Here is a 22,921-nt window from a genome sequence, read left to right as displayed (position 1 = left end):
CGGTCAATGCCGCTCGGCCAGGGCCGCCTTCAGCCAGGGCTGGAAGGCCGCCCACTGGTAGATGGTGTCCACGTACGCCTTGGCCAGCGGCGGCAGCTCCACGGCATAGCTACGGAAGCGCGTGGCCACCGGGGCGTAGAAAGCGTCGGCGATGCTGGCGTGGCCGAACAGGAAGGGGCCGTCCTGGCCGAAGCGCTGGCGACACAGCGTCCAAAGCTCGACGATGCGGGCGATGTCCGCCTCGACCTCGGCCGGCACCTTGGCCAATGGCTGGTGCCGCTGCAGGTCCATGGGCATGTTCGAACGCAGGGCGACAAAGCCGCTGTGCATCTCCGCACAGACCGAACGGGCCAGCGCCCGCGCAGCCTCGCCACGTGGCCACAGGTAGGCTTCGGGATAGCATTCGGCGATGTATTCGGATATCGCCAGCGAATCCCAGATCGGGCCGTCCTCGCACTTGAGCAGCGGAACCTTGCCCGTAGGCGAATGCTCGCGAATGCGCCGGGCGGTGTCGGCTCCGCCAAGCGGAATCAGCACCTCGTCGAACTCCGCGCCGGACAGCTGCATGACCAGCCAGGCACGCAGCGACCAGGAAGAAGTGTTCTTGCTGCCAATCACCAGGGTCAGGGACATCTCCGTCACTCCTCATAGGTCCTTGTCTAATCCAAGGACCATACGAGCGGAGCCGCGCCAAGACAAATTCCCGATTTTCATCCAGGGATGAAAACCGGGAATCCGAGGATCAGGTGCGGTATTCCGCGTTGATCTTCACGTACTCGTGGGACAGGTCGGTGGTCCAGATGGTCTCGCTGGCATCGCCGCGGCCCAGTTCGATGCGGATGGTGATTTCTTCCTGGGCCATCACTCGGGCACCCTGGTCCTCGGTGTAGCTCGCCGCGCGGCAACCGCGGCTGGCAATGCACACTTCGTCGAGGAATACGTCGATCTTGCTGACGTCGAGGTTGGGCACGCCGGCGTAACCAACGGCTGCCAGGATACGGCCCCAGTTCGGATCGGAGGCGAACAGCGCAGTCTTGATCAGTGGCGAATGCGCGACCGCGTAGCCGACGTCCAGGCACTCCTGGTGGTTCGCACCGCCGTTGACCTGCACGGTTACAAACTTGGTTGCGCCTTCGCCGTCACGGACGATGGCCTGGGCCAGCTCCATGGAGACTTCGATCACAGCTTGCTTCAGGGCGCTGAACAGCGCACCGCTGGCCTGGGTGATTTCCGGCAGCGGGGCTTGGCCGGTGGCGACAAGCGTGCAGCTGTCATTGGTCGAAGTATCGCCATCGATGGTGATGCGGTTGAAGGACTTGTTCGCCGCATCGCGCAGCAGGTCCTGCAGCACGCCCTGGGCTACCTTGGCGTCGGTGGCGATGTAACCGAGCATGGTAGCCATGTTCGGCTTGATCATGCCGGCGCCCTTGCTGATACCGGTCACGGTGACGGTCACGCCGTCATGCTGGAACTGGCGGCTGGCGCCCTTGGGCAGGGTGTCGGTGGTCATGATGCCGGCGGCCGCTTCGGCCCAGTTGTCGGCGCCCAGGTTGGCCAGGGCAGCCGGCAGGGCGGCTTCGATCTTGGCGACCGGCAGCGGCTCACCGATCACGCCGGTGGAGTAAGGCAGCACCTGGTTCTGATCGACACCGACCAGCTCGGCGAGCTTGGCGCACACCGCCGAAGCGTTGGCCAGACCCGCCTCACCGGTGCCCGCGTTGGCGTTGCCGGTGTTGGTCACCAGGTAGCGCACCGGGCCGAGGAAGCGCTGCTTGCAGAGGATCACCGGCGCGGCACAGAAGGCGTTCAGAGTGAAGACACCGGCTACGGTTGAGCCTTCGGCACATCGCATCACCACGACGTCCTTGCGGCCTGGGCGCTTGATGCCGGCGGACGCGATGCCGAGTTCGAAGCCGGGGACCGGGTGCAGGGTGGAGATCGGGCCGAGACCGACAGCCATGGAGGTGCTCCTTACAAAAAGGGTGGATCGAATGTGAAAAACGCCGCGAGCGGTAGGACCGGTCGCGGCGTCGTCGTTACGGCAGGAGAATCAGCTCACCTGGCCGTGGCAATGCTTGTATTTCTTCCCGGAGCCGCAGGGGCAAGGCTCGTTGCGGCCGATCTTCGGCTCGTTGCGCACCGGGTCGAGGTTCACGACCTGAGCGCTTTCCTGGCCTTCCGGATGCTCTTCCTCGGCACTGGCGATCGCTTGCTCGATCGAGGGCGCGGCGGCGTGCTGGAACTGCATGCGCTTGGCCATTTCCTCGGCTTCGCGGCGCAGACGTGCTTCTTCCTCGGCAGGGTCTTCGCGGCGAACCTGCACGAAGGACAGGACACGGATGGTGTCGCGCTTGATCGAATCCAGCAGTTCCTGGAACAGGGCGAAGGATTCGCGCTTGTATTCCTGCTTCGGGTTCTTCTGCGCATAACCGCGCAGGTGGATGCCGTGGCGCAGGTGATCCATGGTCGACAGGTGGTCTTTCCACAGATCGTCGAGCACGCGCAGCAGCATCTGCTTCTCGAAGGTGCGCAGCGCCTCGGCGCCGGCCATGTCTTCCTTCTCGTTGTAGGCGGCGACCAGCTCGGCGAGGATCTTCTCGCGCAGGGTCTCCTCGTAGAGCTTCTCGTCATCGTCGAGCCATTGCTGGATCGGCAGCTTCAGGCCGAAATCGCTGTACAGCGAGGCTTCCAGGCCGGCGATGTCCCACTGCTCGGGCAGCGACTGCGGCGGGATGTGCTGGCTGATGGTGTTGTTCAGCACTTCCTCGCGGAATTCGGTGATGGTCTCGCCGATGTTCTCTGCCGCCAGCAGGCTGTTGCGCATGTGGTAGATCACCTTGCGCTGCTCGTTGGCGACGTCGTCGAACTCGAGCAATTGCTTGCGGATGTCGAAGTTGCGGCCTTCGACCTTGCGCTGGGCCTTCTCGATGGCGTTGCTCACCATGCGGTGCTCGATCGCCTCGCCGGACTGCATGCCCAGGGCCTTCATGAAGTTCTTCACCCGGTCGGAGGCGAAGATGCGCATCAGGTTATCTTCCAGCGACAGGTAGAAGCGGCTGGAACCCGGGTCGCCCTGGCGACCGGCACGGCCACGCAGCTGGTTGTCGATACGGCGGGATTCGTGGCGCTCGGAAGCGATCACATGCAGGCCGCCGGCTTCGATCACCTGCTGGTGGCGCTTCTGCCACTCGGCCTTGATCTGCGCGATCTGCTCGTCGCTGGGGTTCTCCAGGCGGGCGATCTCTGCTTCCCAATTGCCACCCAGGAGGATGTCGGTACCACGGCCGGCCATGTTGGTGGCGATGGTGATCGCACCCGGCGCACCGGCCTGGGCGATGATCTCGGCTTCCTTTTCGTGGTACTTGGCGTTGAGCACCTGGTGCTCGATACCGGCTTTCTGCAGCAGCTGGGAAACGTACTCGGACGTCTCGATGGAGGCAGTACCGACCAGGATCGGACGCCCCAGAGCCTTGCTCTGCTGGATATCGGTGATGATGGCGGCGTACTTCTCTTCCTGGGTCAGGTAGACCAGGTCGTTGAAGTCCTTACGGGCGATGGCGCGGTGAGTCGGGATCACCACCACGTCGAGGCCGTAGATCTGGCGGAACTCGAAGGCCTCGGTATCGGCGGTGCCGGTCATGCCGGACAGCTTGTTGTAAAGGCGGAAGTAGTTCTGGAAGGTGGTCGAGGCCAGGGTCTGGCTCTCGGCCTGGATCGGCAGGCCTTCCTTCGCCTCGATGGCCTGGTGCAGGCCCTCGGAGAGGCGGCGGCCGGGCATGGTACGGCCGGTGTGCTCGTCGATCAGCAGGACCTGGTCGCCCTGGACGATGTACTCGACGTTGCGGTGGAACAGGGTGTGGGCGCGCAGTGCTGCGTAGACGTGGGTCAGCAGGCTGAGGTTGTGCGCCGAGTACAGGCTCTCGCCCTCGCCCAGCAGGCCGATCTCGCCGAGCATTTCCTCGACGTACTGGTGGCCCTGCTCGTTGAGTTCGACCTGGCGGGTCTTCTCGTCGATGCTGTAGTGGCCCTGCTGGGTCACCTGGCCTTCGACCTCCTCGATGTGCTGCTTCAGGCGCGGGATCAGCTTGTTGATCTTGATATACAGCTCGGAGCTGTCTTCGGCCTGGCCGGAGATGATCAGCGGCGTACGCGCTTCGTCGATGAGGATGGAGTCCACCTCGTCGACCACGGCGAAGTTCAGCTCACGCTGGAACTTGTCGTCCAGGCTGAAGGCCATGTTGTCGCGGAGGTAGTCGAAACCGAATTCGTTGTTGGTGCCGTAGGTGATGTCGGCGGCGTAGGCGGCACGCTTTTCTTCCGGCGGCTGGAACGGGGTGACGATACCGACAGTGAGACCGAGGAATTCGTACAGTGGACGCATCCAGTTGGCGTCACGGCGAGCCAGGTAGTCGTTCACGGTGACCACGTGCACACCCTTGCCGGACAGCGCGTTCAGGTAGACCGCCAGGGTACCTACCAGGGTCTTACCCTCACCGGTACGCATCTCGGCGATCTTGCCTTCGTGCAGGGTCATGCCGCCGATCAACTGGACGTCGAAGTGGCGCATGCCCATCACGCGCTTGCCCGCCTCACGGGCCACGGCGAAGGCTTCGGGAAGAAGCTGGTCGAGGGTTTCGCCCTTGGCCAGGCGCTCCTTGAACTCAGCGGTCTTGGCCTTCAGTTGCTCATCGGAAAGCGCCACCATCTGGGGCTCGAGCGCATTGATGGCCTGGACCGCCTTGGCCATGCGCTTCACTTCACGCTCGTTCTTGCTTCCAAAGAGTTTTTTCAACAAAGGCGCAAACATATCGACTGGGTCATCCGAACTTGGGGATTGGAGGGCTGCCCGACTGGCTGGCCGCGGAGTGGAGCGACGGCAAATGGGGCATTCTACTCGGAAACGTGGACGATTGAAGTGCCATGTCAGCACAGGTAACTTCAAGCCATCCGCCGACCGAGCAGTTGCTAGGGAAGGACAGGCAGTCCGCCTGCTTTATATTGTGTCGGACCAGTAAAGTTCAAGGCCGAACTGAGACCCGCGTCACCTCGAAGGCCGAAACGAAAGCGATTCTGCTAAGATCGCACCTCACCGTCCCGGACCAATCGCCATGGCGTTCCGCCCGCTCCCAGCCCAGGCCACCACCAAGCTGCTGCGCGAAGCCAAACCGTTGAAAGGGCTGTTCAACGAAGCCCAGCGCCTCGGACAACTGCAACAGTTGCTCGACAGCCAGTTGCAACCGGCCGCGCGCCCCCACTGCCGGGTAGCCTCATGGCGTGACGGAAGCCTGCTACTCGTCATTAACGACGCCCACTGGGCCACGCGGCTGCGCTACCAACAACGCCGCCTGTTGCGTCAGTTGCAGGCATTCGATGAATTCGCCGGCCTGGCACGCATTCTCTTCAAGGTCCAGCCGCATATCGAGCCGGCCAAACCGCCGCGTACCGTAGAGCTCTCCCCCGCCGCCGCTGAGGCGCTTCACGAGGCTGCCGAAGGCATCAGCAATCCGCGTCTGAAAGCTGCTCTCGAGCGCCTGGCCAGTCGTGGCCAAAAGTCAGACTGAGTAACGTTTCGCTCAAAAAAGACCCATAAAAAAAGGCCACCCGAAGGTGACCTTTTAAAAGTACAGCTGAAAGGAGGGGTTTCCTCACACGGCCGCAGCGGGTCGCATGTAGGAAATCGGCGCAGTGCTCGCGTCCTCGAAGGTGACCACTTCCCAGGCCTCCTTGTCCGCAATCAATGCACGGAGCAGGCGGTTGTTCAGGGCATGGCCGGACTTGAAGCCGCGGAATTCGCCGATGAGGCTATTACCCAGCAGATACAGGTCACCGATGGCGTCCAGGATCTTGTGCTTGACGAACTCGTCCTCGTAGCGGAGGCCGTCTTCGTTGAGCACGCGATACTCGTCGACCACGATGGCGTTCTCCACGCTGCCGCCGAGTGCCAGGTTCTGCGAACGCAGGTACTCGATGTCACGCATGAACCCGAAGGTCCGTGCACGGCTGACTTCCTTGACGAAGGAAGTGCTGGAGAAATCCACCGCGGCTTTCTGGGTACGACCACGGAAGACCGGGTGATCGAAATCGATCTCGAAGCTCACCTTGAAGCCGTCGAAGGGAACGAAAGTGGCGCGCTTGTCGCCCTCTTCCACGGTCACTTCACGCTTGATGCGGATGAACTTCTTGGCTGCGTCCTGCTCTTGCAGGCCGGCAGACTGGATCAGGAATACGAAGGGACCTGCGCTACCATCCATGATCGGTACTTCCGACGCGGACAGCTCGACATAGGCGTTGTCGATCCCGAGGCCTGCCATGGCCGAGAGCAGATGCTCCACCGTGTCCACTTTGACGTCGCCCTTCACCAGGGTGGTCGACATGGTGGTTTCACCAACGTTGGAGGCCCGGGCGGGGATTTCCACCGCAGGGTCCAGATCGGTTCTGACGAACACGATGCCAGAGTCAACCGGAGCCGGCTTCAGGGTGAGGTAAACCTTCTCCCCAGAGTGCAGGCCGACACCGGTAGCCCGGATGATGTTCTTCAAGGTGCGTTGTCTGATCATGGCTTTGGCCGCTTTCGCGCAAGTTGCGAACTGTTTTCAACAATGGGCGGCGATGATAGCAGAACCGCCCTTTGCTGAACACCAATCACGTCCATACTCCTGATTAATCGCTTCAATCGGCCTGACGACGCAGGAATGCCGGGATATCCAGGTAATCCAGATCGTCCTGCGGATTGAGCTTGGCCGCGGTGGCAGCGCCGCCGTGGTTCTGGTTGCGCATCACGGTCGGACGATCCAGGTCGCGGTAGTTCACCGACTGCTGCTCACGCTGAACCGGCGCCTGGGCGCTGACCGACTGCGTCTGCACGGTGTTGTCGACGACCTTGACCGGCTTCTCCAGGCGCGCGCCCAGACCAGTGGCGACGACGGTGACGTGCAGTTCGTCGCGCATGTCCGGATCGATCACGGTGCCGACCTTGACGGTCGCGTGCTCGGAAGCGAACTGCTCGATGATGTTACCTACGTCGGAGTACTCGCCCAGGGAGAGGTCCGGACCTGCGGTGATGTTCACCAGGATGCCGCGGGCGCCCTGCAGGTTGACGTCTTCCAGCAGCGGGTTGCGGATCGCCGCTTCGGTAGCCTCGCGAGCACGATTCGGGCCGCTGGCGGCGCCGGTGCCCATCATGGCCATGCCCATCTCGCTCATCACGGTCTTCACGTCGGCGAAGTCGACGTTGATCATGCCCGGACGCTTGATGATGTCGGAGATGCCGCGCACTGCACCGGCGAGCACATCGTCGGCCTTGGCGAAGGCGGCCAGCAGGCTGGCGTCTTTGCCCAGGATGGTCAGCAGCTTCTCGTTGGGGATGGTGATCAGCGAGTCGACGCTTTCAGCCAGCGAGCGGATGCCTTCATCGGCGATCTGCATGCGCTTGCGGCCTTCGAACGGGAACGGACGGGTGACCACGGCAACGGTCAGGATGCCCATCTCTTTCGCCACTTCGGCGATGATCGGAGCAGCGCCGGTACCGGTGCCGCCACCCATGCCGGTGGTGATGAAGACCATGTCGGCGCCTTCCAGCACCTCGGCGATGCGGTCGCGATCCTCGATCGCGGCCTGACGGCCGACTTCAGGGTTGGCGCCAGCGCCCAGACCCTTGGTTACGCCCGGGCCGAGCTGCAGCACGGTACGAGCTGCGATGTTCTTCAGCGCCTGAGCGTCGGTGTTGGCGCAGATGAATTCCACGCCATCGACGTTGTTCTTGGCCATGTGGTTCACGGCGTTGCCACCGCCACCACCGACACCGATGACTTTGATGACTGCTGTTTGCGGGACGTTATCGACGAGTTCGAACATTTTCCCCTCTCCTTCCTTTCTAGTTGTGTCGCCTACATTTACCGCGCCGGTAAATCAGAAGTTGCCCTGGACCCAGCGTTTCAGCCGTTCCAGCACAGGTGTCTTGGGTTCATCGCTATAGCTGCTGCCGGACGTGGACGGCCCGTCGTTCTGCTTTTGCAGCCCGTACATGAGCAGGCCCACGCCCGTCGAATAGATAGGATTGCGCACGACATCAGTCAGTCCTTTGACCCCGTGCGGCACGCCCAGGCGCACCGGCATGTGAAAGATCTCTTCGGCCAGCTCGACGGCGCCTTCCATCTTGGAAGTGCCCCCGGTCAGGACGATCCCTGCTGGGATCAGGTCTTCGTAGCCGCTGCGGCGCAATTCGGCCTGAACCAAAGTGAAGAGCTCGTCGTAACGCGGCTCGACGACTTCGGCCAGGGCCTGACGCGACAACTCCCGCGGTGGCCGGTCCCCGACGCTGGGCACCTTGATGGTTTCTCCAGCACCGGCCAGTTTGGCTAGCGCGCAAGCATATCGAATCTTGATCTCTTCGGCATACTGGGTCGGCGTACGCAGCGCCATGGCGATGTCGTTGGTGACCTGATCACCGGCAATCGGGATCACTGCCGTATGACGGATGGCACCTTCGGTGAAGATGGCGATGTCGGTGGTGCCGCCGCCGATGTCCACCAGGCACACGCCCAGTTCTTTCTCGTCCTCTGTGATCACCGAGTAGGCCGAGGCCAGTTGCTCGAGAATGATGTCGTCGACTTCCAGGCCACAACGGCGGACGCATTTCTCGATGTTCTGCGCCGCGTTCACGGCGCAGGTCACCACGTGCACCTTGGCTTCCAGACGCACGCCGGACATACCCAGCGGCTCACGCACGCCTTCCTGGTTGTCGATCACGTAGTCCTGCGCCAGCGTGTGCAGGACGCGCTGGTCGGCCGGAATCGCCACGGCCTGGGCGGCGTCGAGTACGCGGTCGATGTCAGCCGGGCTGACCTCGCGATCGCGGATCGCCACTATGCCGTGGGAGTTCAGGCTGCGAATGTGGTTGCCGGCGATGCCGACGAATGCCGAGTGGATACGGCAACCGGCCATCTGCTGGGCCTCGTCGATGGCCCGCTGGATCGAAGCCACGGTCGACTCGATGTTGACCACCACGCCCTTCTTCAGGCCGCGCGACGGGTGGGTGCCGATGCCGACGATCTCCAGCTTGCCATCAGCCGCGACCTCGCCCACCAGCGCCACCACCTTGGAGGTGCCGATGTCCAGGCCGACGACCATCTTGCCGCTCTGCACGCTTGCCATGGTTAATGCTGTCTCCTCAAATCACTGCGCGGGCGTGGCCTGGGCCACGTCCGTTTGCGGCAGCGGATCGCGCCACGCCACGGCCAGGCCGTTGGGGTAGCGCATGTCGATGCGCGCTATTTTCGATATCTGGTCTTTCAATGCCTTCTCGTAAATGGTCACAAGACGGCGAATCTGTTCGACCGCATGGTCGCGCCCGAGGACGATCTCCAGGCCCTGCGCGGTGCTCAGTGTCCAGGCGCCGCGCGAGCTCATCTCCAGGCTGGCGATGGTGAAGCCCAGCGGACGCAGCATCTGGCTGAGCAGCTGGTACTGCTGCATGACCTTCTGCTGGGCGAACTGCGGGCCGGACAGGCGCGGCAGGTGCTCGTAGTGCGAGACCTCGTGCGGCGCAAAAGCCTGGCCCTGGTTATTCAGCAGCGCCTCGTCGCCCCAGCGGGCTACGGGCAGCTGCTCTTCGAGGTGGATCACCACCTGGTCCGGCCACACACGACGCACTTCGGCATGGGCGATCCAGGGCATCTGTTCCAGCTCCTGGCGCATGCCGGCCAGGTCGATGGTGAAGAAGCTCGACGAAACGAACGGCGCAATGCGCTGCTGCACAGCTTGTTGGCTGATGTAGCTGAGGTCGCCTTCGACGTTGATCTTGGCGATCGGCCGGTCAAGGTACGGCAGCGCGTACTGCGCCCCCTGATAGGTGCCAAAACCCAGTACTGCGAGCAGCAGCGGCCACATCAGGTAGCGCACGAAGCTGAAGTTCGGCTTCGGCAGGCGCGCGCTCAAAGGCTCCTTGGCCACCAGGCGGCTGGCACCGCGCGGTACCGGCTTGCGTGCAGGCACGCGGCCGATACCAGGTTGCGAGTGACGGAGCATGGCGCCGTTCATGGTTTACCCCCTTGCCTCGACGCTGTCGGCCAGGATCGCCAGCACCAGCTGCTGGAAGTCCAGACCGGCCGCGCGCGCGGCCATGGGCACCAGGCTGTGATCGGTCATGCCCGGTGCGGTGTTGACTTCGAGGAGCCAGAAACGCCCTTCGGCGTCCTGCATCACGTCGGTACGCGCCCAGCCCTGGATGCCCAGCGCTTCGCAGGCACGCGCGGTCAGTTGCTGCAGCTCGCGCTCCTTCTCCGCGCTCAGGCCACAGGGAATGCGGTACTGGGTATCACTGGCCAGGTACTTGGCGTCGTAGTCGTAGAAGCTGTGCGGGGTGCCGAGGCCGATGGCCGGCAGCACCTGGCCGCGCAGAATGGCGACGGTGAATTCGGGGCCGCTGATCCACTGCTCGACCAGAACCTGCGAGTCGTATTGCGCGGCGCCGCGCCAGGCATCGATCAGCGCTTCCACGCTGTCCACCTTGGCCATGCCGATGCTCGAACCTTCATGGGCCGGTTTGACGATCAGCGGGAAGCCCAGTTCCGCAGCCGCGCGACGGCAATCGTCTTCGCTGGCCAGCACCGCATAGGCCGGGGTCGGCAGACCGAGGCTCAGCCACACGCGCTTGGTGCGCAGCTTGTCCATGGCCAGGGCCGAAGCCAGCACACCGCTACCGGTGTAGGGAATGCCAGCGACTTCGAGCAGACCTTGCATGCTGCCGTCTTCGCCGCCACGGCCGTGGAGGATGATGAAGGCGCGATCGATCTTCTCGCTGGTCAGGCGCTGCAGCAGGTCATCGCCCACGTCGATACCGAAGGCATCCACACCGGCGTCCTGAAGGGCCTTGAGGACCATCGAGCCGGATTTCAGCGATACCTCGCGCTCGGCACTCTTGCCGCCGTAGAGCACGGCGACGCGGCCGAAGGCACGCGGATCGAGAGTGGATTTGAGTGCATCGCTCATCACGCCTTCCTCGTGGCGTCGCCGCCGAACATCGGGTTCTTGATCAGTGCCGGAGCCAGCCCGCCGATATCGCCAGCCCCCTGGCAAAGCAGGATGTCGCCGGGACGCAGCAGCGGCTTGAGCAGCGCAGCGAGGTCGCCATCGCGCTCCAGATAAATGGGATCGAGCTGGCCACGCTGACGGATGCTGCGGCACAGCTGGCGGCTGTCGGCGCCAGGGATCGCCTCTTCGCCGGCCGGGTAGACCTCCATCAGCAGCAACACGTTGGCGTCACCGAGCACTTGCACGAAGTCTTCGTAGAGGTCGCGGGTACGGGTGTAACGGTGCGGCTGGTAGACCATCACCAGGCGACGCTCGGGCCAGCCACCGCGCACGGCCTTGATCACCGCCGCGACTTCGCGCGGGTGGTGGCCGTAGTCGTCGACTAGCATCACGCTGCCGCCTTCGACTTGAAGCTCGCCGTAGACCTGGAAGCGTCGGCCGACGCCCTGGAAGCCGGACAGGCCCTGAACGATGGCTTCGTCGGAGATGCCTTCGTCGGTAGCGATCGCAATGGTCGCCAGGGAGTTCAGTACGTTGTGCAGGCCGGGCATGTTCACCGAGACGTCCAGCGGCTCGCGCTCCGGGCGCAGCACGGTGAAGAAGGTGCGCATGCCTTCCTGGCGGATGTTGATGGCGCGGACGTCGGCGTCCTCGCTCAGGCCGTAGGTGACAGTCGGACGTGCCACCTGGGGCAGAATTTCGCGGACTACCGGATCATCCACGCACAGCACTGCCAGTCCGTAGAACGGCAGGTTGTGCAGGAAGTCGACGAAGGTCTTCTTCAGCTTGTTGAAGTCGCCGCCGTAGGTATCCATGTGGTCGGCGTCGATGTTGGTAACGACCGCGACCATTGGCTGCAGATGCAGGAAGCTGGCGTCGCTCTCGTCGGCCTCGGCCACCAGGTAACGGCTGGTGCCCAGCTGGGCATTGGTGCCGGCAGCGTTCAGACGACCGCCGATGACGAAAGTCGGGTCCAGGCCACCGGCGGCGAATACCGAAGCGATCAGACTGGTAGTGGTGGTCTTGCCGTGGGTGCCGGCTACGGCGATGCCATGGCGATAGCGCATCAACTCGGCCAGCATCTCCGCACGCGGAACCACCGGCACGCGGCGCTCCAGGGCAGCAGCGACTTCCGGGTTGGCCTTGTTCACCGCGCTGGAGACGACCAGCACGTCGGCGCCATCGGCGTTCTCGGCGCGATGACCGATAAAGATCTGCGCGCCGAACTTCTCCAGGCGCTCGGTCACTGCGGAGGCCTTGAGGTCGGAGCCGGATACTTCGTAACCGAGGTTCAGCAGTACTTCGGCGATACCGCACATGCCCACGCCGCCAATGCCAACGAAGTGGATCCGGCGGATGCGCCGCATGGTGCGGGTGATGCCGTTGGGCTCTTTAACCACGGGCCACCTCCAGGCAGGCATCGACCACCGTGCGGGTAGCCTCGGGCATGGCCAGGCGCCGGGCGCTGGCGGCCATCTGCTTCAGGGATTGGGGATGCATCAGTACCTCGGACAACTGCGCGGCCAGGTCGGCGGCGCCGGTAGACTTTTGCGGCAGCAGGCGGGCGGCGCCCTCCCGTACCAGGAATTCGGCATTGCGGGTCTGGTGATCGTCGATCGCGTGGGGCAGCGGCACCAGGAAGGACGGCAGGCCCGCCGCGGTCAGTTCGCTGACGGTCAGCGCACCGGCGCGGCAAATCACCAGGTCGGCCCAGGCATAAGCCGCAGCCATGTCGCTGATGAAGGGCGCGACGTCGGCTTCGACACCGGCCTGCGCATAACGCTCCGCGGTGACAGCGTCATGCTGACGACCGGCCTGATGGCGAACAGCCGGACGCTGCTCGGCGGGAACCAGCGCCAGCGCCTCGGGCAGCAGCTTGTTCAGGGGCTCGGCGCCCAGGCTGCCGCCCAGGACAAGCAGGTTCACCTTGCGCCCAGTCGGCTCGGTGCGAGCGGCTTCGTCGAGGAATAGCTCGGCGCGCACCGGGTTGCCCGTGGTCAGGCGCTTGGCACTGGCCGGGAAGGTATCCGGGAAGGCTTCGCAGACACGCCGGGCGAGCGGCGCCAGGCTGCGGTTCGCGGTGCCGGCTACAGCGTTCTGCTCGTGGATCACCAGCGGAGCGCCACTCAGCTTCGCGGCCAAACCGCCAGGACCGGTGACATAGCCACCCAGACCGAGCACACAGACCGGCTTCAGCTGGCGCATCACGCCCAGCGCCTGGAGCAGCGACTTGAGCAGATCGAAGGGCGCGCGCAGCAGAGCCTTGCGGCCTTTGCCACGCAGGCCACTGACATTAATCAGGTGCAGCGGCAACCCCGCTTTCGGCACCAGGTCGTTCTCGATGCCACGCGGCGTTCCCAGCCAGTGCACGGCATAGCCGCGGGCCTGGAACTCACGCGCGCAGGCCAGCGCCGGGAACACGTGTCCGCCGGTACCGCCCGCCATGATCAGGACATTACCTTTCATCGGCAAAGTCCTCCTCGCTGAATTCAAATTCGTCGCTGCCCACGGCAGTACGGCGTTCCCACTCGATACGCAGGAGCATGCCCAGGCAGCCACAGCAGATCACCAGAGAGGAGCCGCCATAGCTGAGGAACGGCAGGGTCAGGCCTTTGGTCGGCAGCAGACCGACGTTCACACCAACGTTGATGAGGAACTGGCCGATCCAGAGGAAAGCCAGACCATAGGCCACATATGCGGAGAAGTACTGCTTGGCTTGCTCGGCCCAGATGCCGATATAGAGCGCGCGCAGACTGACGAAGACGAACAGCCCGACCGTAGCCAGTGCGCCGACGATGCCCAGCTCTTCGGCCAGCACGGCGAAGACGAAGTCGGTGTGCGCTTCGGGCAGGTAGAACTGCTTCTGGATGCTGTTGCCCAGCCCCATGCCCAGCCAGCCGCCGCGGCCAAAGGCGATCAGCGCCTGGCTCAGCTGGTAGCCGGCGCCGAACTGGTCGGCCCAGGGGTCGCTGAAGTTGGTCAGACGTGCCATCCGGTACGGCTGGCTCCAGATCAGCAGCGCAACGGCACCGACTGCCAGAGCCACCATCAGACCGAAGCGGAACAGGCCGACACCGCCGAGGAACAGCATGGCCGCGGCAGCGCCCATCATCACCACGGTGGCGCCGAAGTCCGGCTCGCGCAGCAGCAGGCCGGCGAATGGCAGGAGGACCGCGAAGGGCTTGAAGAAACCGATCCAGCTCTCGCGGACTTCATGTTGGCGGCGGACCAGGTAAGCGGCCATGAACACCACCACGAAGACCTTCGCGATCTCCGATGGCTGGATGTTGAACAGACCGAAGCCGATCCAGCGCATCGAGCCGTTTACCTCTCGGCCGACGCCGGGAGTAATTACCGCGATGAGCAACAGGAAAGCCACGCCGAGCAGCTTCCAGCTCAGGCGCTGCCAGGTTTCCATCGGGGTCATCATGGTCACGCCGCAGGCGACGAAGCCGATGGCCAGGTAGATCAGGTGACGCACCGAGAAGTACAGCGGGTTGCCCGACTGCGCCGACGCGACTTCCGAGGATGCCGAAGTCACCATCACCAGCCCCAGGCCGAGCAACGCCAGGCATCCGGCGAGCAGCGGGAAGTCCAGATCGATGCCGTTGCGGCTGATCAGCGGGGACGGGTATGGGCGCAGGAAGGAGAACATCAGGCGAGCTCCTCCACGGCTTTGGCGAACAGACGACCACGCTCTTCGAAATTCTTGAACATGTCGAGGCTCGCGCAGGCCGGCGAGAGCAGTACGGCATCGCCCGTCTGAGCAAGCTCGGCAGCCTTGCGGACTGCTTCGTCGAGGGTCTGTACGCGTACTTTGTTCACGTCGTCGCCAAGTGCCGCGCCCACCAGCTCGGCATCACGACCGAGCAGCACGACGGCACGGCAGAACTTTGCGACCGGTTCGCGCAGGGCACTGAAGTCGGCGCCCTTACCGTCGCCGCCGGCCAGCAGCACCAGCTTGCCGTCGATATCGGCACCCAGGCCTTCGATGGCTGCCAGGGCAGCACCGACGTTGGTGGCCTTGGAGTCGTCGTAGTAGTTCACGCCTTCGCGTTCGCCAACCCACTGGCAGCGATGCGCCAAGCCAGCGAATTCACGCAGAGTCTGCAACATCGGCTCGAACGGAAGGCCGACGGCATGGCCCAGAGCCAGAGCGGCCAGGGCGTTGGACTGGTTGTGCGCGCCGCGGATCTTCAACTCGCGCACCGGCAGCAGCGTCTCGAACTGGAAGGCCAGCGACTTCTCACCGCCCTCCTCGATCAGGCCGAAGGCCTTGAAGTCGGGCTTGTCGGTGCCAAAGGTCCAGCACGGCACCGAATCGGCGATCAGCGGACGACTCAGGGCGTCGGCACGGTTCACCACGACCTGTTTGGCGCCACGGAAGATGCGGTGCTTGGCCAGGTGGTAGTCGGCCATGCCGTCGTAGCGATCCATGTGGTCTTCGCTGACGTTCAGGCAGGTAGCGACCGCGGCGTTCAGAGGCTCGCAAGTTTCCAGCTGGAAGCTCGAGAGCTCGAGCACGTACAGCTCGACGTCATCGGCCAGCAGATCCAGCGCCGGAGTCCCGAGGTTGCCGCCAACCGCAACGCGCTTGCCGGCTGCCGCGGCCATCTCGCCGACCAGGGTGGTAACGGTGCTTTTCGCGTTAGAACCGGTGATCGCGACGATCGGCGCCTTGGCGTGGCGGGCGAACAGATCGACATCGCCGGACATCCGCACACCACGAGCTGCCGCTTCGATCAGAGCGGGCGTACGAAGCGACAAGCCGGGGCTGACGTAAAGCTCTTGCGCACGGCAGAGGAAGTCGGCGTCCAGTTCGCCGCAGCGCACTTCGACCTGCGGGTACTGGCTGCGCAGCGTGACCAGCTCCGGCGGATTCTCGCGAGTATCGGCGACGGCAAAAGGCGTGCCCTGGCGCGCGAGGAAACGCACCAGGGACATGCCGCTCTTGCCGAGGCCGACAACGATGCGGAATTGGTCGGAAGCGATCAGGCTCATGCTCGATCAGTCCTCAACGCAGTTTCAACGTAGCCAGGCCAATCAGCACGAGAATCACCGTGATGATCCAGAAGCGCACGATGACGCGCGGCTCCGGCCAGCCTTTGAGTTCGAAGTGGTGATGGATGGGCGCCATGCGGAACACCCGTTTCCCGGTCAACTTGAAGGAGGCGACCTGGATGACCACCGACAGGGTTTCCATGACGAACACGCCGCCCATGATGAACAGCACGATCTCCTGGCGAACGATCACCGCCAGGGTGCCCAGGGCCGCGCCAAGGGCCAGGGCGCCTACATCGCCCATGAAAACCTGAGCCGGGTAGGTGTTGAACCACAGGAAGCCCAGCCCGGCGCCGACGATGGCGGCGCAGAAGATGATCAGCTCGCCTGCGCCCGGCACGCTCGGAATCAGCAGGTACTCGGCGAATTTCACGTTGCCCGACAGGTAGCAGAAGATGCCCAGGGCACCGCCGACCATCACGGTCGGCATGATTGCCAGGCCGTCGAGGCCGTCGGTCAGGTTGACCGCGTTGCTCGAGCCGACGATCACGAAATAGGTCAGCACCACGAAGCCGATGCCCAGGGGAATCTCGACGTTCTTCAGCAGCGGCACGATCAGGGTGGTTTCCACCGGGGTTTCGGCGGTCACGTAGAGGAAGATCGCCGCGCCAAGACCGAACACCGACTGCCAGAAATACTTCCAGCGGCTCGGCAGGCCGCGCGAGTTCTTCTCGATCACCTTGCGGTAGTCATCGACCCAGCCAATGGCGCCGAACAGCAGGGTCACCACCAGCACGACCCAGACATAGCGGTTCGACCAGTCGGACCACAGCAGGGTGCTGATGGCGATGGCGGTGAGAATCAGGGCGCCACCCATGGTCGGGGTACCCTTCTTAGACAGGTGCGACTGCGGACCGTCGTTGCGCACGGCCTGGCCGATCTGACGAATCTGCAGGGTGCGAATCATCCAGGGGCCCAGCCACAGCGACAGGGCGAGCGCGGTCAGCACGCTGAGAATGCCGCGCAGGGTCAGGTACTGGAAGACGCCGAAGCCCTTGTAGAACTGTTGCAGGTACTCGGCGAGCAGCAGCAGCATCAATGATTCTCCTCGGGGGAAGCGCACAGGGCCGCGACGACCTTGTCCATAGCCGCGCTGCGCGATCCCTTGATCAAAATGGTGGTGGTAGCGGGTTCGTCGGCCAGGGCGCGAATCAGGCTGGCCTGGTCCGCGAAGTGGCGGGCGCCGTCACCGAACGCCTGGACGGCGTTCAACATCAGCGGGCCTACCGCGTAGAGCGCGCTGACTTTGCCCACGGCGTAGGCGCCCACCTCGCGGTGTGCAGCCTCAGCCCATGCGCCCAGTTCGCCCATGTCCCCGAGGACCAGAACGGTCCGGCCGGAAAAGCCGGCGAGTATATCAATGGCCGCACAGATTGACGCCGGGTTAGCGTTGTAACTGTCGTCAATTACTCTCATACCGCTCGTCGCGAGCTGAGCTACCGCGCGCCCTTTGACCGGCTGCAGTGCCTGCAGGCCGTTGACGATCCCGACCAGTGGCACGCCAAGGGCATAAGCGGCGGCGACGGCGGCCAAAGCATTGGCCACATTGTGCTCGCCGAGCAGGTTCAGCTGGATGCGTGCCTCGCCGGCCTGGCCTTGCAGGGTGAAGCCCACGCAACCACGGGCATCTCGCTGCAGATCGCTGGCGCGGAAGTCGGCAGTGCTGTTCTTCAGCGCGAAACTCAGCACGCGGCGCCCCGCAGCACGGACCTTCCAGGTTTCGAAGGCGCGGTCGTCGAGGTTCAGCACGGCGGTGCCGTCAGCCGGCAGACCTTCGAGGATTTCACCCTTGGCCAGGACGATCTTGTCCTGACCGCCGAACTCGCCGACGTGGGCGGTCCCGGCGTTGGTAATGATGGCGACTTGCGGGCGGGTCAGGCCGACGGTGTAGGCGATCTCGCCAATGCGCGAAGCGCCGAGTTCGATCACCGCACTACGATGCTGCGGGCCGATCTGCAGAAGCGTCAGCGGCGCCCCCAGGTCGTTGTTCAGGTTGCCGCGGGTGGCCAGGACTTCGCCCTGGGTGCGGAGGATGCTGGCGAGCATCTCCTTGACCGTGGTCTTGCCGCTGGATCCGGTCATGGCTACGACCTGACCAGCAAAGGCATCACGGTTCAGCGCACCTAGTTGGCCAAGCGCTACGCGAGTATCGGCGACCAGCAATTGCGGCAGCGGCGAATCGGCCACTTCACGCTGAACCAGGGCAGCCACGGCGCCCTTGGCGGCGACATCCGCCAGGTAGTCATGACCATCGAAGCGCGGGCCACTGAGGGCCACGAACAGTTGGCCGGCCTCGATGGCACGGCTATCGGTGCTAACCGCGTCGAACGCGACATCAGCGCCAATCACGCGAGCTTGCAGGGACGCAGCAACTTCGCTGAGCAGCAACGACTTAAGCATTCTTCACCTCCCAGGCAGCCAGCGCCTTGGCGGCTTCTTCCAGATCGGAGAACGGATGGCGGATGCCATTGATTTCCTGGTAATCCTCATGGCCTTTACCAGCCAGCAGCACCACGTCATCGCCGCCAGCAGAGCCGATGAGCTGGGCAATGGCTTCACCGCGGCCGGGTACGAAACGCACCACGCCGGGATTGGCGAAACCGACGCGGATGTCCTCGATGATGCGAGCGCTATCTTCGGTGCGGGGGTTGTCGTCGGTCACCAGCACGGCGTCGGCATGACGCTCGGCGATCTGCGCCATCAGGGGACGCTTGCCGCGATCACGATCGCCACCGCAACCGAACAGGCACAGCAGTTGGCCATGAACGTGCGGACGCAAAGCCAGCAGCACCTTCTCCAGAGCATCCGGAGTGTGCGCGTAATCCACCACCACCAGCGGCTTCTCGCCGCCGCCTAGGCGCTGCACGCGACCAACAGGGCCTTGCAGCTGCGGAATGACCGGCAGGATTTCGCCAAGCGGATAGTCCAGGGCCATCAGGGCACCGACCACTGCCAGCAGGTTGCTCAGGTTGAAGCGGCCGAGCAGCGGGCTACGCAGTACGCCCTCGCCTTTCGGGGTGACCAACTGCGCTTCGACGCCGGCGTCGCTGAAACGCGCTTCGCGGCAATAGAGGAATGCAGCAGAGTCTTCCAGGCTGTAGCTCAGCAGCCGTGATTCGTGCTGTTCGGCGGCCAGTTGGCGGCCGAATTCGTCATCCAGGCTGATGACTCGGCTATGCAGGCCGGGCCAGGCAAAGAGCTTGGCCTTGGCGGCACCATAGGCCTCCATGGTGCCGTGGTAGTCCAGATGATCGCGGGACAGGTTGGTGAACACCGCAACATCGAACTCGAGCGCAGCCACGCGCCCCTGCTCGAGACCATGGGAGGATACCTCCATGGCTACTGCGCGAGCGCCCTCCTGCTTCAAACGGGCCAGAGTCGCCTGCAGTGCCAGGGCGTCAGGCGTGGTGTGCTTGCCGCTTTCCAGCGCGCCGTGGAAACCGCTACCCAGGGTGCCGACGATGCCGCAACGCTGGCCGAGCAGATCCAGCGCTTGCGCCACGAGCTGGCTGACGCTGGTCTTGCCGTTGGTGCCGGTGACTCCGACCAGGTCGATGCCGCGGCTTGGCTCGCCGTAGAAACGTCCGGCGATAGCCGACAGCTGGCCGGCCAGCCCCTTGATCGCAACCATCGGCGTGGCGCCGGAGGGCAGCCCGCTGGCGCCTTCAGATTCATAGGCAATGGCAGCGGCACCGCGTGCCAGAGCGTCGGCAATGTGCGCGCGGCCGTCATGCTGAGCGCCAGGGATCGCCAGGAACAGATCGCCCGGCTTGACCGCACGGCTGTCCAGGGTCAGTTCACGAATCAGTACGCTGTCTTCCGCTTGCGGGAGCAGCTGGTTCAGGCTCATCGGCATCAGCCACGCCCTCCTTTATCGGGCGCAGCATTGGCGGTTTGCTGCGGAGTTGCTTGCAGGTTGTCTGGCGGAATGTTCATCAGGCGCAGGGTGCCGGACATGACCTTGCTGAATACCGGGGCCGAAACCAGGCCGCCGAAGTAACCGGCCTTGCTCGGCTCATCGATGACGACCGCCACCACGAAGCGCGGGTTGCTCATGGGGCCGAAGCCGGTGAACAGCGAGCGATAGGCGTTCTCGGTGTATCCCTTGGTGCCGACCTGCGCCTTACGTGCGGTACCGGACTTGCCGGCGACGTGATAACCCGGAACCTGGGCGCGATATACGCCGTTCGGGGCCTCCACCACTTGCTGAAGCATGCCCTGGATGGTCTTGGCGACCTGCTCCGGAATGGCCTGGCTACCCTTGGGCGGGTTGTCGGCGCGAATCATGGTCAGCGGCACGGTCTGGCCGTTGTTGGCCAGCGCGGCGTAGGCGTGGGCGAGTTGCACCGCGGTCACCGACAAGCCGTAGCCGTAAGAAAGGGTCGCGGTTTCAGCCTTGCGCCAGTCGCGGTAGTTGGGCAGGTTGCCGACGCGCTCGCCGGGGAAGCCGAGGCCGGTGTCCTGGCCGAGTCCTACCTTCTGCATCACGCTGTAGATGGCCTGGCCGCCAATATCGAAGGCGACCTTGCTCATGCCGACGTTGGAAGAGCGGATCAGGATGCCGGTCAGGTCCAGCACCGGACCTTCGGTCTTGGATACGTCGCGAATGGTGTAACGGCCGATCTGCAGGGTACCGGGATAGACCTCTACGGTATCGGTAGGCTTCCAGCGTCCGGTCTCCAGCGCCGCGCTCATGGACAGCGGCTTCATGGTCGAACCGGGCTCGAAAACGTCGATCATGGCGCGGTTACGCATCATTTCCGGCAGCATGTCGCGACGGTTGTTCGGGTTGTAGGTCGGCTGGTTGACCATGGCGAGAATCTCGCCGGTGCGCACGTCGAGGATCACCAGACTGCCGGCCTTGGCACCGTTCTCTATGATTGCGTTGCGCAGCTCGCGGTTGGCCAGGTACTGCAGGCGCAGGTCGATGGACAACGTAAGGGTCTTGCCGGCCTTGGCGTTGCGGGTGACCTGCAGGTCGCGGATCAGATGGCCGCGGCGGTCCTTCAGGACCTGGCGCTTGCCAGCCACGCCAGCCAGCCAACCGTCATAAGACAGCTCGACACCTTCGCGACCGTGATCGTCGACATCGGTGAAGCCGACCACGTGCGCGGTCACATCGCCTGCCGGATAGAAACGGCGAAACTCCTCGATGGAGTAGACGCCTGGAATCTTGTTGGCCTTGACCACGGCCATCACGGCCTCGCCCTGTTCCGGAGTCAAGCCGCGGACCAGGTAGATGAACTCCTTGTCCGCCATCTGCTCGAGGCGAGCGCTGAGGGCTTCGCTGGTTTGGCCTAGCGCATGGGCCAGGGTCGGCCACTTCTCGCGCTCAAGCACCAATTCCTTGGGGTTCGCCCAGAGAGTGGCGACCGGCGTACTGACGGCCAGCGGCTCGCCATTGCGATCGGTGATCTGCCCGCGATGGGCCGGAATCGGGATGTAACGCACACTGCGCGCGTCGCCCTGCTCCTGGAGGAAATCGTGATCGATCACGTGCAGGTCGACGATCCGCCAGACGATGGCGGCCACCATCAGCAGCAACAGGCCGATGGCGACGCGGAAGCGCCAGGGATAGAGAGCGCCCTGAAGGTTCTTCATGGCGCCACCATGATGATTTCTGCCGGATCCGGAACGCGCATCTTCAGCTGTTCGGTGGCCAACATTTCGATGCGGCTGTAAGCGGTCCAGGTGCTCTGCTCGAGAACCAGCCGGCCATACTCAGCCTGCGCCTTGTCGCGCACGTTCAGCTCGCCATAGAGAGTATTGAGCAGCTGGCGATTCCAATAGGCGCTATAGGCCACCGAGATTGCCGAAAGCAGCACGCCAATGAACATCAGCAGCATGATGAAGCTGCCGGTGGGCAGGCGCTTGGCGAACAGGCGGCTCATCGCAGCTTCTCCGCCACACGCATGACAGCGCTGCGCGAGCGCGGATTGGCCTTGAGTTCGGCCTCCGAAGCGTACTGCGGCTTGCCGAGCAGCTTCAGGCGCGGCTCGAATACCTTGGCGCGAATCGGCAAGTCGCGCGGCAGGTTGTCTGCTTCGCCCTTGGCGTGCTTGCGCATGAACTGCTTGACGATGCGGTCTTCCAGGGAGTGGAAGCTGATCACTACGAGACGGCCGCCTACGGACAGCGCTTCGAGCGCGGAATCCAGACCTTGCTCGAGATCGCCCAGTTCGTTGTTGACGTGGATGCGCAGCCCCTGGAAGGCGCGGGTTGCCGGGTTCTTGCCTTTCTCCCAGGCGGGGTTGGCCTCGGTGATGACCGCAGCGAGGTCGGCGGTGCGCTCGAAGGGTTTCTCTGCACGGCGCTGCACGATGGCGCGCGCCATGCGCTTGGCGAAGCGCTCTTCGCCGTAATCCTTGAAGACGCGGGCGATTTCCTCTTCGCTGGCGCTGGCGATCCACTCGGCTGCGCTAACACCCCGACCGGGGTTCATGCGCATGTCCAGCGGGCCGTCATTGAGGAAGCTGAAACCGCGCTCGGGATCGTCGAGCTGAGGCGAGGAGACGCCGAGGTCCAGCAGAACGCCATCGACCTTGCCCAGCAGGCCGCGCTCGGACAGCTCTTCGCCCATCTCGGCGAACGACCTTTGTACAACGACGAAGCGGCCGTCTTCGGCCGCCAGTGCTTGCCCCGTTGCTATCGCCTGGGGATCCTTGTCGAACCCGAGCAGCCGCCCGCCCGGGTCCAGCTTGCCGAGCAAGGCTCGGCTGTGCCCTCCCCTGCCGAAGGTGCCATCCACATAGCAACCGCCCGCCCGAGGATTCAGGGCCTCTACGGCCTCCTCGAGCAGAACGGTGATGTGTTGGTAAGTGGCGTTCAC

The 22,921-nt window shown here is 64.0% G+C and carries 19 protein-coding genes; 1 reads left to right on the top strand and 18 read right to left on the bottom strand.

Annotated features, from left to right (window positions below; all coding sequences use genetic code 11):
- Positions 1 to 3 precede the first annotated feature (3 nt).
- The 3 genes from ACA097_RS18905 to secA all read right to left on the bottom strand — a co-directional run bounded on the left by ACA097_RS18905 (position 4) and on the right by secA (position 4,807).
- Positions 4 to 633 carry a glutathione S-transferase family protein gene (locus ACA097_RS18905; protein WP_043254570.1) on the bottom strand — a complete coding sequence of 210 codons (630 nt, stop codon included), beginning with the start codon at positions 631 to 633 and terminating at the stop codon, positions 4 to 6.
- Positions 634 to 742: 109 nt separating this feature from the next.
- Positions 743 to 1,960: a bifunctional glutamate N-acetyltransferase/amino-acid acetyltransferase ArgJ gene (gene argJ / locus ACA097_RS18900; RefSeq protein WP_043254572.1), complete on the bottom strand. Its 1,218-nt coding sequence runs from the start codon at positions 1,958 to 1,960 to the stop codon at positions 743 to 745.
- 90 nt (positions 1,961 to 2,050) lie between these two features.
- Complete coding sequence (gene secA / locus ACA097_RS18895) at positions 2,051 to 4,807, bottom strand: preprotein translocase subunit SecA (protein WP_043254573.1); 2,757 nt, start codon at positions 4,805 to 4,807, stop codon at positions 2,051 to 2,053.
- A 301-nt stretch (positions 4,808 to 5,108) separates the two neighbouring features.
- Here secA and ACA097_RS18890 point away from each other — a divergent pair, with 301 nt between their 5' ends.
- On the top strand, positions 5,109 to 5,561 hold the full coding sequence (locus ACA097_RS18890; RefSeq protein ID WP_043254575.1) for a DciA family protein: 453 nt from the start codon (positions 5,109 to 5,111) through the stop codon (positions 5,559 to 5,561).
- Between the two features lie 84 nt (positions 5,562 to 5,645).
- Here the strand turns inward: ACA097_RS18890 and lpxC are convergent, their stop codons facing one another.
- From lpxC to rsmH, 15 genes are all read right to left on the bottom strand, one after another.
- The gene (gene lpxC / locus ACA097_RS18885; protein ID WP_043254576.1) at positions 5,646 to 6,557 is read right to left on the bottom strand and encodes a UDP-3-O-acyl-N-acetylglucosamine deacetylase; all 912 of its coding nucleotides are present in this window, start codon (positions 6,555 to 6,557) and stop codon (positions 5,646 to 5,648) included.
- Between the two features lie 112 nt (positions 6,558 to 6,669).
- Positions 6,670 to 7,854: a cell division protein FtsZ gene (gene ftsZ / locus ACA097_RS18880; protein WP_043254578.1), complete on the bottom strand. Its 1,185-nt coding sequence runs from the start codon at positions 7,852 to 7,854 to the stop codon at positions 6,670 to 6,672.
- Between the two features lie 54 nt (positions 7,855 to 7,908).
- Complete coding sequence (gene ftsA, locus ACA097_RS18875) at positions 7,909 to 9,153, bottom strand: cell division protein FtsA (protein WP_043254580.1); 1,245 nt, start codon at positions 9,151 to 9,153, stop codon at positions 7,909 to 7,911.
- A 21-nt stretch (positions 9,154 to 9,174) separates the two neighbouring features.
- Positions 9,175 to 10,038 (bottom strand): cell division protein FtsQ/DivIB, encoded by an 864-nt coding sequence (locus ACA097_RS18870; protein WP_043254581.1) that lies wholly within the window; start codon positions 10,036 to 10,038, stop codon positions 9,175 to 9,177.
- A 3-nt stretch (positions 10,039 to 10,041) separates the two neighbouring features.
- Positions 10,042 to 10,989, bottom strand: a complete 948-nt coding sequence (locus tag ACA097_RS18865; protein WP_371365192.1) for a D-alanine--D-alanine ligase — start codon at positions 10,987 to 10,989, stop codon at positions 10,042 to 10,044.
- Positions 10,989 to 12,431, bottom strand: coding sequence for a UDP-N-acetylmuramate--L-alanine ligase (gene murC / locus ACA097_RS18860; protein ID WP_371365190.1), 1,443 nt, complete (start codon positions 12,429 to 12,431; stop codon positions 10,989 to 10,991). Before murC ends, ACA097_RS18865 begins: the two co-directional genes overlap by 1 nt.
- A complete protein-coding gene (gene murG, locus ACA097_RS18855) occupies positions 12,424 to 13,497 on the bottom strand; it encodes an undecaprenyldiphospho-muramoylpentapeptide beta-N-acetylglucosaminyltransferase (RefSeq protein ID WP_043254586.1) in 1,074 nt (357 codons plus the stop codon). The genes murC and murG overlap by 8 nt, the downstream gene beginning before the upstream one ends.
- Positions 13,487 to 14,686, bottom strand: coding sequence for a putative lipid II flippase FtsW (gene ftsW / locus ACA097_RS18850; RefSeq protein WP_371365187.1), 1,200 nt, complete (start codon positions 14,684 to 14,686; stop codon positions 13,487 to 13,489). Before ftsW ends, murG begins: the two co-directional genes overlap by 11 nt.
- Positions 14,686 to 16,032 (bottom strand): UDP-N-acetylmuramoyl-L-alanine--D-glutamate ligase, encoded by a 1,347-nt coding sequence (gene murD / locus ACA097_RS18845; RefSeq protein WP_371365185.1) that lies wholly within the window; start codon positions 16,030 to 16,032, stop codon positions 14,686 to 14,688. The genes ftsW and murD overlap by 1 nt, the downstream gene beginning before the upstream one ends.
- Before the next feature lie 13 nt (positions 16,033 to 16,045).
- Positions 16,046 to 17,128 (bottom strand): phospho-N-acetylmuramoyl-pentapeptide-transferase, encoded by a 1,083-nt coding sequence (gene mraY / locus ACA097_RS18840; RefSeq protein WP_043254591.1) that lies wholly within the window; start codon positions 17,126 to 17,128, stop codon positions 16,046 to 16,048.
- A complete protein-coding gene (gene murF / locus ACA097_RS18835) occupies positions 17,128 to 18,492 on the bottom strand; it encodes a UDP-N-acetylmuramoyl-tripeptide--D-alanyl-D-alanine ligase (protein ID WP_371365183.1) in 1,365 nt (454 codons plus the stop codon). Before murF ends, mraY begins: the two co-directional genes overlap by 1 nt.
- The gene (locus ACA097_RS18830; protein ID WP_371365181.1) at positions 18,485 to 19,948 is read right to left on the bottom strand and encodes a UDP-N-acetylmuramoyl-L-alanyl-D-glutamate--2,6-diaminopimelate ligase; all 1,464 of its coding nucleotides are present in this window, start codon (positions 19,946 to 19,948) and stop codon (positions 18,485 to 18,487) included. Before ACA097_RS18830 ends, murF begins: the two co-directional genes overlap by 8 nt.
- Positions 19,948 to 21,693: a penicillin-binding protein 2 gene (locus tag ACA097_RS18825; protein WP_043254595.1), complete on the bottom strand. Its 1,746-nt coding sequence runs from the start codon at positions 21,691 to 21,693 to the stop codon at positions 19,948 to 19,950. Before ACA097_RS18825 ends, ACA097_RS18830 begins: the two co-directional genes overlap by 1 nt.
- Positions 21,690 to 21,983 carry a cell division protein FtsL gene (gene ftsL / locus ACA097_RS18820; RefSeq protein WP_043254597.1) on the bottom strand — a complete coding sequence of 98 codons (294 nt, stop codon included), beginning with the start codon at positions 21,981 to 21,983 and terminating at the stop codon, positions 21,690 to 21,692. Before ftsL ends, ACA097_RS18825 begins: the two co-directional genes overlap by 4 nt.
- Positions 21,980 to 22,921 carry a 16S rRNA (cytosine(1402)-N(4))-methyltransferase RsmH gene (gene rsmH / locus ACA097_RS18815; RefSeq protein WP_371365178.1) on the bottom strand — a complete coding sequence of 314 codons (942 nt, stop codon included), beginning with the start codon at positions 22,919 to 22,921 and terminating at the stop codon, positions 21,980 to 21,982. Before rsmH ends, ftsL begins: the two co-directional genes overlap by 4 nt.

The organism is Pseudomonas sp. QL9, assembly GCF_041409665.1.
Lineage (GTDB): Bacteria > Pseudomonadota > Gammaproteobacteria > Pseudomonadales > Pseudomonadaceae > Pseudomonas > Pseudomonas knackmussii.
The sequence above is the reverse complement of the archived record's forward strand: the minus strand, read 5'-3'. Positions and strand labels throughout refer to the sequence as shown.